Consider the following 17821-nt stretch of genomic DNA (forward strand, 5'->3'; position numbering starts at 1 on the left):
TTCTATCCCTTTTTTGTTTTTTTTGCTCTTTTCTTAGCTTTTTTATCGGAATCGTTATTGTCTAAATTAATTCTGACTTCATTATAATTAGCGTCATAGCGCCAAGAAAATCCAACGCCTCCATAAAGAACAGAAGGAGTGTCTTTGAAATTGGTACTTATGGATGCGTCAATTTGCATGTCTTTATTCAGTAAATAAGCGGAGCCTCCTCTCACAATGGCATCGCTGTAAAAATCGCTTTTGAAACCTTGGTTTTCTATAAATCCAGACCATTTATCATTGAATCCTCTTGTTAAGGTCAACACATAGCCATAACTTGGAAAATCAGTAGTGACATAATCTGCTATGATATTAGTTACAAAAACCCAACTTCCGTCACCTAAATGGTTTTGGGTAATCAACATGATTTTTGGTGATATGTTGGATTCAGGAGAAAAAGAATACGGATTATCGGCCATAGTAAAATTAGCTCCTGCAAATACCGAAACGGCAGGGATTAATTGATGCCAATTGAAAGTTCGATTGGCTTTCCAACTGTATATATTTACCTTTTTTTCGTAATTTTTGAAAGGATCGTAAATCAAATATTTAGCTCCTAAAACGGTTTGTTTTAGTGCTGATCTATTGGTGTTACTGAACAATGTTGTGAATTTCTCGTTTTGGTATTGCAAATCGGCTATTAATTCTAATTTTTCCATAAATAACCCCCATCTTAATGTGGCATCAATCCCAAAACCATTGGCGTCATAATTCAATAAATTGTGTTTTTCTTTGATGCCATAAATGCCTGTTTCTATTTGGATTACTGATTTTCCAACTGCAAAAGCCGACATGGTTTCACCGGGTCTGTTGGAGTTGATTTGATCTGTATGTTGGCCATAATGAATGCATGGAATCATAAAGATAGCTGCCGCAAGTACGATTTTGAATTTGAACATATTATTTTTTTGGGTTAAAAAGTAATAACGCTTTTCAAATGTACTATATTTTATTATTTATTTAAGAAGGATATTTTAATTTTGAACGTTGGATTTATTAATTTTGAAAAAAATTATACGTTTATGCAAACTGCTTCTTTTTCCGGTTTTATAAAAGCACTTTTTTATATGGTTGCTTTCTATTACATTTTTAAATTTTTGGCGAAGTTATTCCTGCCTTTATTGGTTAAAAAAGTAGTGGAGAAAGCGGGGCAAAATTTTCAGCAACAGCAACAAAATGCGCAGGATAATTCTTGGAATACAACACAAAGTAAAGACGAAGTGATTTACAATACTGCGAATGCCAAAAATCCGCGTGAAACCAAAAAAGTAGGAGAATATGTTGATTACGAAGAAATAGATTAAATTTGTCGTAAAACATAGCTCTCATACTGTAAACCAAACCTTCAAAAATTGAAAATAATAAATAAGTTCTATCCGCACGCGCTGGCCATACTTGGTTTTGTACTCCTATCTCTAATCTATTTTTATCCTGTATTGCAGGGAAAACAAATTTTTCAATCGGATATTGCCCAATACACGGGAATGGCCAAAGAGCAAAACGACTTTAGAGCCTCAGATCATGTGGAACCTTATTGGACAAATTCAGCTTTTGGAGGAATGCCTACCTATCAATTAGGAGCAAAATATCCTCATGATTATATTGGAATGATTGATGATGCGTTACGATTTTTACCTCGTCCCGCCGATTATTTATTTCTGTATTTTCTTGGCTTTTATGGATTAATGCTGGTTTTAAAAATTGATCCTTTGAAAGCCTTTTTTGGTGCATTGGCTTTTGGTTTTTCGACGTATTTGATAATTATACTTGGTGTTGGGCATAATGCCAAAGCGCATGCCATTGCCTATATGCCGCTAGTTATTGCCGGTTTTATTTTAGTGTTTCGAAAAAAATACATTTTAGGTGGTTTACTCACGATGTTTGCCACTGCATTAGAAATTAATGCGAACCACTTCCAGATGACTTATTATTTGTTGCTTTTCTTATTGATACTTTCGGGTTATTTTATTTTTCAGGCTGTAAAAGAGAAGGAATATAAATCACTATTATATTCGTTTGGAGTTCTTGCGGTAGCAGGAATTTTTGCATTGGGTGCTAATGCAACAAATTTATTGGCCACAGCAGAGTATGCGGATTTTAGTACTCGCGGTAAAAGTGAATTAACTTTTAATCCTGACGGTTCAAAAACGACTAGCAATAGTGCAATGACTCGGGATTATATTACGGAATACAGTTACGGGATAGCTGAAAGTTTCAATCTTATTGCTCCAAGACTTTTTGGAGGTTCTAATAATGAAGCTCTTGGGACAGATAGTAAGATGTATAATTTTATGATTGGTCAAGGAGTACCTGAAGCACAGGCGAACGATTTTGTTTCGGGAATGCCAACGTATTGGGGTGATCAGCCTATTGTAGCTGCGCCAGCATATATTGGAGCAGTCGTTTTCTTTTTGGGAATCTTAGCTTTGTTTATTGATAAGCGAAAAATTAAATATGTATTTCTTTCTGGGGCAATCGTAGCATTAGTACTTTCCTGGGGTAAAAATTTCCCTATTTTGACAGACTTTTTTATCGATTACGTTCCTATGTACAATAAGTTTAGAGCGGTTTCTTCGATACAAGTAATTTTAGAATTATGTTTTCCTGTTTTAGCGATTATGGGATTACAATCTTTTTTCAAATTAGAAAAAGAGCTGCAATGGAAAGCCTTGTGGCAATCTGGAACTGTAGCCTTAGGAGCTATTTTGATTTTGTTTTTCTCTAAAAGCATGTTTAGTTTTTCCGGCGGAAATGATAGTTATTTTCTGGAAAGTTATGGGCCTGGTTTTGTTGATGCGCTCAAGGAAGACAGAAGGAGTTTGTATAGTGCCGATTTGTTACGTTCCGGTTTCTTTATTTTGCTTTCAGCTGGGGTTTTATGGTTGTTTATAAAAAATAGATTGGCCTCAAATACGGCTATAATTTTTGTGGGTCTTTTAATGATTTTTGACTTATTTTTTGTAGATAAAAAATATGTTTCAGGTAAAGATTTTATGAGCGGAAGAGAAGTTGAAGCTCCGTTTCAGGAAAAACCTTCGGATGTTGAGATTCTTAAAGACACGACTCATTACCGAGTTTTTGAAGTAAGTGGTAATTTATCAAGCGCCAGAACTTCTTATTTCCATAAATCTATAGGAGGTTATAGTGCGGTTAAACCAAGGAGAATGCAGCAATTATTTGATTACCAAATTGCCAAAAGTAATATGGAAATTCTGAATATGCTTAATGTGAAATATGTAATTCAAACGGATAAAGAAGGAAAAGAATTCCCAACTTCGAATCCGAATGCTAACGGAAATGCTTGGTTTGTGAGTGAAGTAAAATTAGTGAATTCTGCTGATGAAGAAATGAAAGCATTGGATAGTTTAGATTCTAAAAATGTGGCAGTAGTCAATCAAAAAGAATTTGAAATAAAAAATAAGGCTTTCGCCAAAGACAGTTTGGCGACAATTATCTTAGATAATTATAAGCCTAATTATTTGAAGTACACTTCGAATAATGTCAACAAAGGTTTGGCCGTTTTCTCTGAAATTTATTATCCAAAAGGCTGGAATGTAATGATTGACGGAAAAGTAGTGGAGCAATTCAGAGTAGATTATACTTTAAGAGGTTTAGAAGTTCCTGCAGGGAAACACACTGTAGAATTCAAGTTTGAGCCACAAGTGGTAAAAACGGGTAGTACAATTACACTCTTTAGTTCAATAGGAATGTTACTGCTATTAATTGGAGGAATTTATTTTGAAAAGAAGAAAGCAAGTAAATGAGAATAGAATATAAGAATTAGTCGAAATGTTTTTCTAAAATTGTACATTTGAATATGAAATCTTTATATAAAAAGGAAAATAGATTGATACAAAAGGAAATTGAAACTTCTGATTTGCAAAAGTTGTACTCTGAAAGAATAGAAAGATTTATGGCTTTGGTTGAGATTTCGTATGCCTTAAAAACTGCGCCAAGAATTATTCAGAAAAAATAATGCTTCAAGAAATTTTAGACATTTGGGAAAAACTCAACGAAAACAATGTTCGTTATCTAACCATTGGTGGATTGGCAGTAAATATTTATGGTTATACCAGAAATACTGGGGATATTGATATATTGATTGACGATACTATTGAAAATAGAAAAAATCTTCGTCTCGCTTTTGCAGCAATTGGAATTGGAGATTTTGCATCACTTGAAACAATGCAATTTGTTGCTGGATTTACAGATTTTACTATTTCTTATGGCTTGAGATTAGATGTGATGACTTCTATTAAAGGGTTAGAAAATGAAAAATTTGACAGTTTGCTACAAAATTCAACTATTGTTATCTTGAAAGAAATTCCTGTTTATTTTTTAGATTATGATAATTTGATAAAAGCTAAAAAAGCTACAAACAGACCCAAAGATATTTTAGATATTGAAGAGTTAGAAAAACTAAATAAAAAAAATGATTGAAGATTGTTGATTAACGATTTTTGATTTCAGAAGTTTTAAGTTAAACTTCTAAACCTTAAACTTCTAAACCTTAAACTTTGGAACCAAAGAAAATCTTAATAATTACCTATTATTGGCCACCAGCTGGGGGACCTGGCGTACAGCGTTGGCTTAAGTTTGTAAAATATTTGCCCGATTTTGGAATTCAGCCTATTGTATATATTCCTGAGAACCCAACGTATCCAATTGTTGATGAAAATTTAGTAAAAGAGGTTTCGGATAAAGCAATTATTTTAAAGCATAAAATTTTTGAACCGTATCAATTAGCTTCGTTTTTTTCGAAGAATAAAACCAAAAAAATCAGTTCTGGAATTATCCCAAATCAAAAAAAGCAATCTTTTTTAGATAAAACGTTTCTTTGGATTCGTGGCAATCTTTTTATTCCGGATGCCCGTGTTTTTTGGGTAAAACCATCCGTTTCTTATTTAGAAAAATACATTAGAGAAAATAATATTGATACCATTGTTACTTCGGGTCCGCCACACAGTTTGCATCTCATTGGATTAGAGCTAAAACAAAAATTAGATTTAAAATGGTTTGCTGATTTTCGGGATCCTTGGACGACCATTGGCTATCACAAATCGTTGCGATTATCAGATTATGCCGCCAAAAAGCACAAAGCATTAGAACATCAGGTTTTAAATACGGCAGACACGATTATAGTAACGAGCAAAACCACAAAAACAGAATTTCAAGCCATTACAAACAAACCTATTACAGTTATAACGAATGGGTATGATACGGAAAATGTCGTGAAACAAACCTTGGATTCAAAATTTAGTTTAGCCCACATTGGTTCTTTTCTTTCCGAAAGAAACCCTTTGATTTTATGGGAAAGTTTGGTTGAATTAATTAATGAGATTCCGGATTTCAAATCACATTTAGAAATAAAACTGATAGGGGCAGTAAGTCAGGAAGTATTGGAAGCCATAACTCAATTTGGATTAAATCCGTATTTGAATAATTTAGGTTATGTTTCCCATGCGGAAGCGATTGCACATCAAAGAAAATCACAGGTTTTATTACTTATCGAAATCAATTCCGAAGATACAAAGAGTATTATTCCGGGAAAATTATTCGAATATATGGTTTCTAACAGACCAATTATAGCGATTGGGCCAAATGGTTCTGATTTTGCTGAAATCATAACTGAAACCAATACAGGCGTGTTTTTTAATTATTCAGAAAAGATGAGATTAAAAGGTGTAATTTTGGACTTTTATAATCAGTTTTTGGAAGGGAAATTACAAGCAAATGGAGTAGGGTTACAACGCTATTCCAGAAAAAACCTTACCAAAGAATTAGTACAATTGATTCAATAAAAAGCCGAAGTTCTTGCAACTTTAAATCTTAAACTTTAAACTCCTAGAATGGGAATAGTATTAAATCAGTCTTTAAAAAACACCATAATAACCTATATTGGCTTTGGTATTGGAGCCATAAACACACTCTATTTGTATCCTATTTTTTTAGGAGCTACCTATTATGCTTTGACAAATTATATTCTTTCGGCAGCTAATGTTATCATGCCTTTATTTGCCATAGGAATGCAAAATACTTTGGTGAAGTTTTATTCACAATACGAATCCGATGAGGAAAGATCCCGATTTTTATCTTTTACGGTATTATTCCCTTTGTTTTTGTGTATTCCATTATTGCTGATTGGTTTGTTTTTCTTTGATGACATTTCAATTTTTTTATCCAAGAAAAATCCGGTTGTTAAAGAGTTTATTTGGCTTATTCCATTCATAGGATTGTGTATGGCTTATTTTGAAATTTTTTACGCTTGGGCAAGAGTTCATATGCATTCTGTTTTTGGTAATTTTATCAAGGAAGTGGGACTTCGATTATTTTCGTTGTTTGCTTTGATAGGAGTGTATTATAAATGGATTTCGGTTATAGAATTTGTTTATGTTACTGCAGGAATTTATTTTTTGGCTTTAATGATTACGATGCTATATGCATTTAATATTAAAAAGCCAGTTTTTCAATTTGCCATTCCACACAATGTAAAAAATATAATGGAGTATACCTTTTATATTATTTTATCCGGAAGTGTTGCTAATTTACTTTTGGATGGTGATAAAATGATGCTCAATCAATATATGATTATTGAAAATATCGCTTATTATTCAGTAGCGACATATATTGCCTTAGTTATATCCGTTCCCAGTCGTGCGATGCACCAAATTGTTTATCCAATTACCGCAAGGTTAATGCACGAGAATAAACATGATGAATTAAATGATCTCTATAAAAAAACATCCATTAATCTCCAAATAGTTGGCGGCTTTGTGATGTTATGTATTTTTGTTAATATCAATCAGTTGTATGAATTAGTGCCTAAAGAGTATAGTGGAGGTATTTTGGTGGTTTTTATGATTGGGATTTCCAAATATTTCGACCTGATTTTAGGGAATAATAATGCTATCATTTTTAATACAAAATATTACAGAGCAGTATTGTTTCTTGGTGTATTTTTAGTTGTTTTGACTATAGTCTTGAATATGATTTTTATCCCCATATATGGTATTATGGGGTCTGCTTTTGCTACTTTATTATCGATAACCTTATATAGTCTTGCCAAATTGCTTTTTGTGGTTAAGCGCTTGGATTTATATCCTTTCACAAGTCAAACATTGTATTCTATAGCAATTACGTTTGTTTTGTTCTTACTGTTTTATTTCTGGCAGTTTCCTTTTCATCCTATAATTGGTATTGGATTAAAATCTGTTTTGGTGACCATTTTATATGTTTATATCAATTATAAATTTGTTATTTCTACTGAAATAAACCAAGTTATGGATAAAGTATTGAAAAAGTTGAAATAATTTTTCAATTGGAATCTTCTTTTTGATCAGGAAAAAAATGTAAATAATACCATTTAGAAATATAAAACAGTCTTTTTTTCTCATCCCAGCCCTCTTTAAAGATTGGATTGTTTTATATTTCTAAATGGAATAAAAACAGATTGTTTTGTTTTTGTACTTATCCCGACATCCAATCATTTTATTAAAATAAAAAGTATCGACTTATTTACATAATAAACAATGACAACATCAAATGAACAGATGAAAGAGAATAGTAATACCATAACTTATATATTTTAGTCCAAAAAGGAGCTGAGACGATATATTCGAATTCGCAGGTTTTCTTTACAATTTCATTGGTTAGTTTTCGTACTTCTTTTTCAATAAAATCACTAACTCCATTGAGTGATTTGTATACTTTTCCAGTAATACCATTTTACTTTTGATTTTACTGGAATAAAAAACACCACGTCTCTTCGAGTGATTTTGAATAGTAATGCGACAGCTTTACTATTCAAAATTGTATCGAGAAGCTTACAATGTTAGGGTTCTCGATACATTTTATTAAAAAAAGCTATCGCATTTTTTAATAAAATACTCGAACTGACGCACACAGTTAAATTGATTTATCACAGTAAATTTAAAGTCTAAATGGTATAAATGCTCTTTTTATTCTCCACCATATTTTTTCTGAAGGATTGAGTTCTGGCGAATATGGCGGAATGAAAAGCAGTGCTATATTGTTTGGAATAATGAGTGTTTTTCTTTGTGGAATGCTCCGTTATCGAGAATGATGAGTTTAAACTCTTCTGTATTTTCTTTTGAGAATTCGTTTAAAAAAGCTTGAAAATTAGCAGAATTGCAGTGCGACAATTCTAGTTCAAAATGATCTCCAATGAATGGAGAATAAGCTCCGAAGAGCCAAATAGCTTTAAAAACTTGCTGAAAAGTACACACCGGTTTAACACCTTGTGCCGTTAGTCCTTTCCCATTACGAGTAAACATTCCAAATCGGCTCTCATCTTGACAATACAAGTTTATTGTTTTGCATTCTTCTGGTTTTTCATTGCAGATTTTTAAAATGTAATTTTTTTTTGTAAGTATTAGATTATTTAACTTTATTAAAAATGATTTTAATCGATTTTGTTTGTTGCTTCATAGATTATTTTGTAAATTAGTTATCAAATGTAAAATAATAATTTAGACTTATTTACATAATAAACAACGACAACATCAAGTGAACAGATGACAGGGCAAACGCATGAGTTTAAACATGGTTTAAAAAAATATATACTGGTGCGTTTGCCCTGGAACAGATGAAAGAGATAAGCTTAAAGTCAAAGATATTTAGATTACCCTTTTTGATATGTCAATAAACTTTGAATCTCTGCTATTGCTAGAACAAAGATTAGTATCTATGTAAGTAAGTTGAAAAAAGTATAAAAATCACTAAAAGTGGGTATTGTGGAAACGAGGTATAGCCCTTATTTTTGCAGATATTATTTTACAAAATATTTTTTAAAGACAATAATAAATAGCTAAAGTAATTTACCCCAATGATTATGAAAAGCCATCAATACATAAACGAAGAAAGTTTACAAAAGTTTTCTAACATCTTAGCGAATAAAATCCATCATGGATTTACTATTATAGAAAGAAATGATACTTTGCCTTTTGCGGTTTTATCAAAAGATAGAAAAGAAGTAGATCACGGGTTTAATTTTTTACTTTGTTGTTTGACATTAGGGATATGGTCCGTTGGTTGGATTTATTTAACTTATGTTTCTTCCAAAGAAAAAAATATAGTGATAGCAATCGATGAAGATGGAAATACATTTGAAGAAAAATGCTATTCTGAATAGATTCCTTATAATTTATCCTTTAGGTATTTTCCAGTAATTGATTTTTTTATTTTTACGATTTCTTCGGGAGTTCCAACAGCTAATAATTGTCCGCCATTTTCTCCTCCTTCAGGGCCTAAATCAATAATCCAGTCGGCACATTTTATAAGATCAAGGTTGTGTTCAATTACAAGTATCGAATGCCCTTTGTCTATCAAAGCATCAAATGAAGCCAATAGTTTCTTAATGTCATGAAAATGCAATCCGGTTGTTGGTTCGTCAAAAACAAAAAGTGCTTTGTCTTTTGTTGCCCCTTTTACCAAGAATGAAGCCAGTTTTATACGCTGGGCTTCTCCACCGGAAAGTGTAGAAGACGATTGTCCTAATTGCACATATCCCAATCCCACATCTTGCAGCGGTTGAAGTTTTTGAGTAATTTTACTTTGCTTGTTAGCTATAAAAAAGGCAATTGCATCGTCAATAGTCATAGTAAGAATATCGTGAATGTTTTTACCTTCAAAGGCGACTTCCAAGACTTCTTTCTTAAATCGTTTTCCATTGCAGGTTTCACAAGGCAATTGCACATCAGCCATGAAAACCATTTCTACATTTATGGAACCTTCCCCTTTGCAGGTTTCGCATCTTCCGCCATCAACATTAAAAGAAAAATGTTTGGCCTGATAGCCTCTTATTTTTGATAATTTTTCCTTGGCATACAATTCCCGGATATCGTCATAAGCCTTAATATAAGTCACCGGATTAGAACGAGAACTTCTTCCAATTGGGTTTTGATCTACATATTCAATATGCTTGATTTGCGAAAATGAACCTGTCATTTCAGTAAATTGTCCTGCTTTTTCTCCTGCATTCTCCAGCTTTTTTTGCATGGCAGGAAATAGAATTTTTTTGACTAGCGTACTTTTTCCGCTTCCTGAAACTCCTGTGATAACTGTCAATACATCCAGCGGAAACGTAACATCTATATTTTGTAGATTGTTTTCTCGGGCTCCTTTTATTTCAATAAAATTCTTGAAAGGTCTTCGTCTCTTGGGAACGGTAATTTCTAAGTCGCCATTCAAATATTTCGCAGTAAGCGAAGTCGATTTTAGGATTTCATCAAATGTGCCCTGAGCGACTAAATTACCACCAAGGGTTCCCGCTTCTGGACCAATATCAATAATCATATCGGCCGCTTTCATGATATCCTCGTCATGTTCTACAACAATAACAGTATTTCCTAAATTACGAAGCGACAGTAATACTTTTATCAGACGTTCCGTATCTTTTGGGTGTAAACCAATACTGGGTTCGTCCAGAATATACATGGATCCGACTAAACTGCTTCCTAATGAGGTTGCTAAGTTGATACGTTGTGATTCCCCACCCGAAAGTGTTGCAGAGTTTCTGTTTAATGTCAGATAATCTAATCCTACTTCGGTTAAAAAGGATAATCTATTATTGATTTCCACTAATAATCGTTTTGCGATTTGTTTTTCATGGATATCTAAGTCAATACTTTCGAAAAAAGTAACCAAATGCTTAATAGGTAAGTCAACTAGATCAGAAACAGTTTTGGAATTGATCTTTACATAGGAGGCTTCTATTCGCAAGCGTTTGCCTTTGCAGGAATAACATTTGGTTTTGCCTCTGTAACGAGAAAGCATCACACGGTTTTGAATCTTATAATTTTTTTCTTCTAATTCCTTAAAGAAATCATTTAAGCCTTGGAAGTAGTTATTTCCATTCCAAATCAATTCTTTTTGATCTTCAGATAATTGATAAAAAGGTTTATGGATGGGAAAATCGAATTTGTAAGCGTTGTTTACCAATTCGTCCCGAAACCAGCTCATACTTTCGCCTCTCCAAGGAAAAATGGCGTTTTCGTATACAGATAAGGTCGTATTTGGTACCACTAATTCGGCATCAATTCCTATAATATTTCCGTAACCTTCACATACAGGACACGCTCCGTAAGGATTGTTGAAACTGAATAAATGTACATTTGGTTCTAGGAAGGTAATACCGTCCAATTCGAAATTATTAGAATAAGAAAACTTTTTATCCGAATTTAATTCCTGTAAATAACAAATTCCCTTGCCTTCAAAAAAAGCGGTTTGAACCGCATCAGCAAGTCGATTATAAAATTCTTCTTCTCCCGAAGTTTCGGGATTGACAACAATTCTATCAATAATGAGCTTTATATCTTTATTGTCCAAAGAATGCTGGTTTGTCACTTCGAGCGAAGTCGAGAAGTCGTCCAAACGAACCATTTCATTATTAACCAGAATTCTTGCAAATCCTTGTTGTAAAAGTACTTTTAGTTTGTCTTCCAGTTTTCTGCCTTCTTCCAGATGAACAGGAGCTAGGAGCAGCCATTTGCTATCAATATCGAAACGCTTCACGTCGGTAACCACATCGGTAACCGTATTTTTTTTTACTTCTCGACCTGAAATAGGAGAATAGGTTCGTCCAATTCGGGCAAATAATAGTTTTATATAATCGTAAATTTCCGTTGAAGTTCCTACTGTAGAACGGGCATTTGTAGTATTTACTTTTTGTTCAATAGCAATTGCAGGTGCAATACCTTTGATATATTCAACCTTTGGTTTGTCTAATCGACCAAGAAATTGTCGCGCATACGATGACAAACTTTCTACATATCGGCGCTGTCCTTCGGCGTACAAAGTGTCAAATGCCAGACTTGATTTTCCGGATCCGGAAAGTCCTGTAATAACAACTAATTTATTTCGAGGAATCGCAACATCTACATTTTTTAAGTTATGTACTTGTGCGCCTTTTATGATGATATTTTTCTTCGGATCGAGTTGGGTAATGTCAATTGGCATACTGAAAATTAATTTTCACAAAAGTACTTAATTTTACTATGAGAATGGCTAAAGAATTTAATGCAATTATTGGTCTACAGTCTAATTCTGTTCTGTGATTTTTGCTTTAAATACTATTTATATTAATATCAAATTATTATTATTAACTGCTTAATGCTATGTTTTACCGTATTTGAGTTTTTGCTTGATGCGTCATTTAAATATTACAGTCGGTGCTCAATGTGATAAAGTTAAATTCTGTTTTTTCTTGTAGAACTGCAAAGGGTCAAAGATTTAAAAAAAACATTTTGTTTGTAAGTACGCTTCTTTGAAAGATAAAGCTTTATGAAATACGTAATCATAATAATATTTGAGTTGGGTTCTGCTTACTAGTTTTTTATTTGGCGAATATAAATTACCCTAAAAAATGCTTCACTACAAATTATATAAATCCTCGTTAATTATAACTGACATCGAACAAAAATTATTAGAAATCCTTATTTTGTAAATTCTAAAAATAAGCATAATTGATTGCCTAATTCTCATTAAAAGTGAATTGTATTTTATTATATATATTTACGATTACATAGTTTAATACCAGATTTATTGCTTTTACTGTTTTAATTTCGATATAATAGTAAGTAATTATTAATATAACGTTTTCGTAATTACCCATACATTACCACAACATTTATCATTATTTACTAAATACTCCATTTTACGACCATTCTAAATAAGTGTTTTGCAATCGCTTTAGTCGTTTGATTATAAGGTGTTTTTTCTTTTTTACATTTTTTATAAGTTGGTATAGTTTTTACAGACTTGCTTTTTGGAAGGTTTTTTATTTCATTCCTAAATTTGAGAAACTTAAAAACTAACCATATGAAAAAATTTACCTTGTTGATTTTCTTAATGCTTTGTGCATTTGGATTTTCACAAAATGCGCCTATTACATTTGAAACAGGAGAGCACGGGGCCAATTGGTCTTTTGCATCTTTTGAAAATTCTACTGGAATAGGCTATGAAAAAGTTGCGAATCCATTTGCTACAGGAATAAATACCTCTGCTACTGTGGGTAAGTTTACAGCTCTTGTGGCTGGACAGCCTTGGGCAGGATGCGAAAGTGCACACGCTTCAGGTGTAAATGGTATTGGAACATTTACTTTTAGTCTTAGCAATTGCATCGTAAAAGTGATGGTTTACAAATCCGTCATAAGTAATGTTGGAATAAAATTCGCAGAATCGAATGGTGAAGCACAGCCGGAAGTAAAAGTGGCAAATACCAAGATAAATGAGTGGGAAGAATTGACATTTGACATGTCAGGTTCTATTGGTAAAGGAGTAACTGGAATTATTGATCAAATAATAATCTTTCCAGATTTTCAAGCAAGAAGTACTGAAAATGTTTGTTATTTTGATCATATTACATTTTCAGCGAAAACGACTACGATACCGCCAGATACGGGTCCAACTGCATCAGCACCAGCGCCACCCGCTAGGAGTGCTACAGATGTGAAGTCAGTTTTCAGTAATGCTTATAGTGATATAACTGGGACAAGCTGGACGCCTAATTGGGGGCAATCTACGATTTCCGAAGAGGTTTCGGTTACAGGGGATGCTGTGAAAAAATTATCGAATCTTAATTATCAAGGAGTTATACCTGCGACGGCTATTGATGCTTCTGGTATGACCAAATTGCATCTTGATGTTTGGACAGCAGATTGTACAGCATTTGACGTTTATTTGATTAATCCAGGACCGATTGAGCAAAAAGTAACATTAACGCCTACATTGTCAGGTTGGAACAGTTTTGATATAAACTTGTCCGATTATTCAAATATTACTTTGAATAATGTTTTTCAATTTAAGTTTGTATCTCCTAATCAAAATAGTACGGTTTATCTTGATAATGTGTATTTTTATAAGTCAGGTTCTGTTCCGACTCCGACCCCGACTCCAACAGCAACACCAAATGCTCCTGTTACTTTTGAAACTGGAGAGCAAGGATCTACTTGGACATTTGTAAATTTTGAAAATGGGACTGACCCTACGGTAGGTTACGAAAAAGTTGCAAATCCTAATGCTACTGGAATCAATACTTCGGTAACTGTAGGTAAATATACAGCTACCGTAGCAGGGGCACCATGGGCAGGATGTAAAACAAATGATATTGGGAAGTTTACATTAGATACTAAAAACTCTTCTGTAAAAATAATGGTTTACAAAACCGTTATCAGTGATGTATCACTAAAGTTTGCTGTTGCAGATGGAGGATCACTAGGAGAGATTAAAATAAAAAACACTAAAATCAATGAATGGGAAGAGCTAACATTTGAATTTTACAATCAAATAGGAAAAATTCAATCTACCGATATAGTAACAATGATGATCTCATTGGATTATCAAGCTAGATCTACACAAAATGTTTCTTATTTTGACAATATTACTTTCTCAAAAACTTCGGTTCCGTCACCGGTACTTATTTGTGATGCCGTATTAACCGAAGCAAGTCAAGGTTCATTTACCACAGGCTACAAAGCTAAATTTGAAACTGTTGGAACAGATGTAAATATTACTTTTGAATTGTTAGATCAAAAAGATGGTCTTGTTGTTGGTTTATGGAAAGAAAGTCCTTTTGAAGAATCTGCAATGGTTAATGATCCTGTTGGAAGTAAAATATTCAAAGCAAAACTAACCGGTCAAAAAGCAGGATCTTTGATAAGCTATGCTTGTAAATTTGCTTATGCTGGAGGTCAATCGGTTACAAAATACATTAAATATGAAGTTGGGACAGCTTGTAGTACTACAACACCACCGCCAGTTGTAGGTTCTGGTCCAACTCTTCCATTAGATTTTGAATCTGGAACTTATACTTTTGTTGATTTTGACGGAGGGGTTGCTACTACAATAGCTAATCCAAATAAAACAGGAATAAACACCACTGCTACTGTTGCCAAAATGGTGAAAGGTGCTGGAGCAATGTGGGCAGGAAGTAAAATTAAAATGGCTTCTCCAGTTGATTTTTCTACTAAAAAAATAATCAAAGTAAAAGTTTGGTCGCCAGTTGCTGGTAAAAAACTATTATTAAAGTTTGAAAGTCCTAATGGCAATTTTGAGAAAGAGTCTGTTGGAGTAACAACTGCCAATGCTTGGGAAGAACTTACTTTTGATTTTACAAATGTGAGTACAACTAATACCGCTTCTGATATGGTTTTCATTTTTGATTTGGGAACTGTAGGAGACGGAAGTGCCAATTCAACCTATTTATTTGATGATGTAAAATCGGCTTCAATCCCTGTAGCGCCATCAACTAATTATTTGGTTTCTTTTGAAACAGGAAGTGTTGTAGGTACTTGGGATTCTTTTGAAAATCCAGGGCAAACTGGATTTGAGTACGCAAGCAACCCTTCAAAAACTGGAATTAATACTTCAGACAAGGTGGGTAAATTTACAGCAGTTGCAGCAGGACAACGTTGGGCTGGATGTGAAACCGCAAGCGGAACTATAGGAACATGGGAACTAGATGCTACATCTACTACAGTAACCATGATGGTGTACAAATCTGTTATTAGTCCAGTTGGAATTAAAATGGCTACTGGAACAAACGGTACAACATTCGAAATTAAAAAGAATAACACTAAGATAAACGAATGGGAGTTAATGACTTTTGATATTTCTCCTTTTATCAATAGTGGAGATGCTACAAATATTAACAAGTTTGTTGTTTTTCCAGATTTCAGATCAGAAACAGATCCAGTTAGAAGCTCTGATGTAGTTTTATTTTTTGACGATATTAAATTTTCGGCCAAAAAATTACATGATCCTGACTATGTAGCTCCTCCAGTAGACAATCCTACTGTTGCAGCTTCAACACCTCCTGTAAGAAATGCAGCAGATGTTAAATCTATTTTTAGTGATGCTTATGCAGTATACAAAGCTGGAAACTGGTGCCAATGTTGGGGACAATCAACTATTGTAACTGATGTTACTGTTGTAGGTGATCTAACAATAAAACTAGCAAATTTTACTTATCAAGGAGTGACACTTCCTGATGGAGAAGTTTTCGACTTGTCGAATATGAATAAAATGCACATCGATTTATGGTTTAATGATTCAAAATCAGTTAGCATTGCTCTTGTGCAAAAAACGCCAGGAGGAAGTGTTGAATCAGCCCTAAAATTCACACCTACTAAAACAGGATGGAATAGCTTTGATGTTGATTTGAATTCTACCACTTTACCAGGTGTTGATTTGGGTAAAGTTTTTCAAATGAAGTTGACTTCTGAGAATGAAGGGTCTACTGTTTTTCTTGATAATTTTTATTTCTGGAAAGATGTTAAGAATGTGCTGTCACAAATGAATTTACCAGTTACTTTTGATGATGTTACCGTAGATTATGCTTTAATGGGGTTTGGAGGTGCTGATGCATCAACGATTGTAGTTGATCCAACATTGGTATCAAATAAAGTGGCTAAAGTGGTAAAAGCGGCTAATGCTGAGAGCTGGGCTGGAACAACAATTTCTGCAGCAGCTGGATTAGGATTTAGCAGTGTAATTCCTTTTTCTGCAAGTGTAACTAAAGTGAGTATTCGTGTGTGGTCTCCAGATGCTGGAACCATAGTTCGTTTGAAAGTGGAAGATCATGCAGATAAAACTCATACTATAGAGACAGAAACTGCTGTGACTACTGCAAAGGGTTGGGAAACGATAGTGTTTGATTTTGCAAAACCAGTTTCAGGAACTTCAGCTTTGAATCTAGCTTATAAGTATGATAAAGCTACTATTTTCTTCGGTTTTGGTACTACAGGTACAGAAAAAATCTATTACTTTGATGATGTGAAGATGGTGGAAATTGCTGTGGAACCTATTTTAAGTTATGGTGTTGTTGCTCAAACCTACCCAGTAGGAAAACCAATTTATCCATTAGCAATGATTAATTCAGGAGGTATCGTTCCTGCAAATGGTTATACTATTAGTCCCGTTTTGCCAGCAGGGTTGAGTTTTGATGCTACAACGGCTATAATTAGTGGTACACCTACAGTAATGAGTCAAGCGACTACTTATACAGTTACTGGTATTAATGGTTCTGGAAGCGGCAGTACTAGTATAAGTATTGCAGTTGTTCGTGATTTCAAATCAAATAATTTTACCATTGAAACAATAGGTGAAACGTGTTTGGGTGAGAATAATGGAGAAATAAATATCAAGGCTGTTGAATCAAATACTTACATAGCAATTATAAATGATAAAAGCTATGAGTTTACTGCTAACAGTTTAAGAGTGTTTAATTTAGCCACTGGAGTTTATACTATTTCTATTTCAGTTAAAGGAGAATCTTTTGCTCAAAACTTTACGGGGGTAGTTTCAAAAGGATTAACTATAACTGGAAAATCTAGTGTTGTTTTTAATAAAGTTACTGTTAAAATGACTGAAGGAACTGCTCCTTACAAAGTTTATTTAGATGGAGAAGAACAATTTGAAACACCTTTTTCAACTTTTACAGTAGATGTTAACAAGGAAAGTTTGTTAGAAGTGAAAACGGCTAAAATATGTGAAGGAACTTATACTAAAAAAATAGAGGGTATTTTGGATTCTTCTGCTGCTTTTCCAAATCCAACTTTTGGAAGCTTTGAAATTGCAATTCCTACTAGTAGAAAAGAGGTTGTTATAGATTTATACTCTTTGAGTTCTATGTTTATTTCAAGCAAATCATATCCTTTAGAAAATGGAACCGTAAAATTAAGTCTTGAAGGTCAAACGGATGGGATTTATATTGCAAAAGTGTATTTAGACACTCCATCATATTTAAAAATTATAAAAAGATAAA

Annotated in this window: 12 protein-coding genes; 8 read left to right on the plus strand and 4 right to left on the minus strand. The window is 33.4% G+C overall.

Annotated features, from left to right (window positions below; translation table 11 throughout):
- Positions 1-2 precede the first annotated feature (2 nt).
- The gene (locus ACNO7W_RS01810) at positions 3-938 is read right to left on the minus strand and encodes a transporter (protein WP_417936775.1); all 936 of its coding nucleotides are present in this window, start codon (positions 936-938) and stop codon (positions 3-5) included.
- Between the two features lie 123 nt (positions 939-1061).
- Between ACNO7W_RS01810 and ACNO7W_RS01815 the strand changes: the two genes are divergently transcribed.
- The 6 genes from ACNO7W_RS01815 (at position 1062) to ACNO7W_RS01840 (ending at position 7349) form a co-directional block, all read left to right on the plus strand.
- Positions 1062-1343 (plus strand): DUF4834 family protein, encoded by a 282-nt coding sequence (locus tag ACNO7W_RS01815; RefSeq protein ID WP_143386397.1) that lies wholly within the window; start codon positions 1062-1064, stop codon positions 1341-1343.
- 48 nt (positions 1344-1391) lie between these two features.
- Entirely contained in the window at positions 1392-3803 is a 2412-nt protein-coding gene (locus tag ACNO7W_RS01820) for a YfhO family protein (RefSeq protein WP_417936776.1), read from the plus strand.
- A gap of 53 nt (positions 3804-3856) precedes the next feature.
- Entirely contained in the window at positions 3857-4015 is a 159-nt protein-coding gene (locus ACNO7W_RS01825) for a hypothetical protein (protein ID WP_165579406.1), read from the plus strand.
- Positions 4015-4479 (plus strand): hypothetical protein, encoded by a 465-nt coding sequence (locus ACNO7W_RS01830; RefSeq protein ID WP_417936777.1) that lies wholly within the window; start codon positions 4015-4017, stop codon positions 4477-4479. Before ACNO7W_RS01825 ends, ACNO7W_RS01830 begins: the two co-directional genes overlap by 1 nt.
- Before the next feature lie 77 nt (positions 4480-4556).
- The gene (locus ACNO7W_RS01835) at positions 4557-5840 is read left to right on the plus strand and encodes a glycosyltransferase family 4 protein (protein WP_417936778.1); all 1284 of its coding nucleotides are present in this window, start codon (positions 4557-4559) and stop codon (positions 5838-5840) included.
- 48 nt (positions 5841-5888) lie between these two features.
- Entirely contained in the window at positions 5889-7349 is a 1461-nt protein-coding gene (locus ACNO7W_RS01840; protein ID WP_417936779.1) for a lipopolysaccharide biosynthesis protein, read from the plus strand.
- 619 nt (positions 7350-7968) lie between these two features.
- Here ACNO7W_RS01840 and ACNO7W_RS01845 read toward each other — a convergent pair.
- Together ACNO7W_RS01845 and ACNO7W_RS01850 are read right to left on the minus strand one after the other, a co-directional pair.
- A complete protein-coding gene (locus ACNO7W_RS01845; protein WP_417936898.1) occupies positions 7969-8103 on the minus strand; it encodes a transposase in 135 nt (44 codons plus the stop codon).
- Positions 8064-8363 carry a transposase gene (locus ACNO7W_RS01850; protein WP_417936780.1) on the minus strand — a complete coding sequence of 100 codons (300 nt, stop codon included), beginning with the start codon at positions 8361-8363 and terminating at the stop codon, positions 8064-8066. The genes ACNO7W_RS01845 and ACNO7W_RS01850 overlap by 40 nt, the downstream gene beginning before the upstream one ends.
- A gap of 527 nt (positions 8364-8890) precedes the next feature.
- On the opposite strand from ACNO7W_RS01850, the gene ACNO7W_RS01855 reads away from it, so the two are divergent.
- Entirely contained in the window at positions 8891-9190 is a 300-nt protein-coding gene (locus tag ACNO7W_RS01855) for a hypothetical protein (RefSeq protein WP_417936781.1), read from the plus strand.
- A 5-nt stretch (positions 9191-9195) separates the two neighbouring features.
- Here the strand turns inward: ACNO7W_RS01855 and uvrA are convergent, their stop codons facing one another.
- Positions 9196-12015, minus strand: coding sequence for an excinuclease ABC subunit UvrA (uvrA, locus tag ACNO7W_RS01860; protein WP_417936782.1), 2820 nt, complete (start codon positions 12013-12015; stop codon positions 9196-9198).
- Between the two features lie 861 nt (positions 12016-12876).
- Here uvrA and ACNO7W_RS01865 point away from each other — a divergent pair.
- Positions 12877-17820: a putative Ig domain-containing protein gene (locus ACNO7W_RS01865; RefSeq protein WP_417936783.1), complete on the plus strand. Its 4944-nt coding sequence runs from the start codon at positions 12877-12879 to the stop codon at positions 17818-17820.
- Position 17821 lies beyond the last annotated feature (1 nt).

The sequence above is a fragment of the Flavobacterium sp. ZB4R12 genome (assembly GCF_048276375.1).
Lineage (GTDB): Bacteria > Bacteroidota > Bacteroidia > Flavobacteriales > Flavobacteriaceae > Flavobacterium > Flavobacterium gawalongense.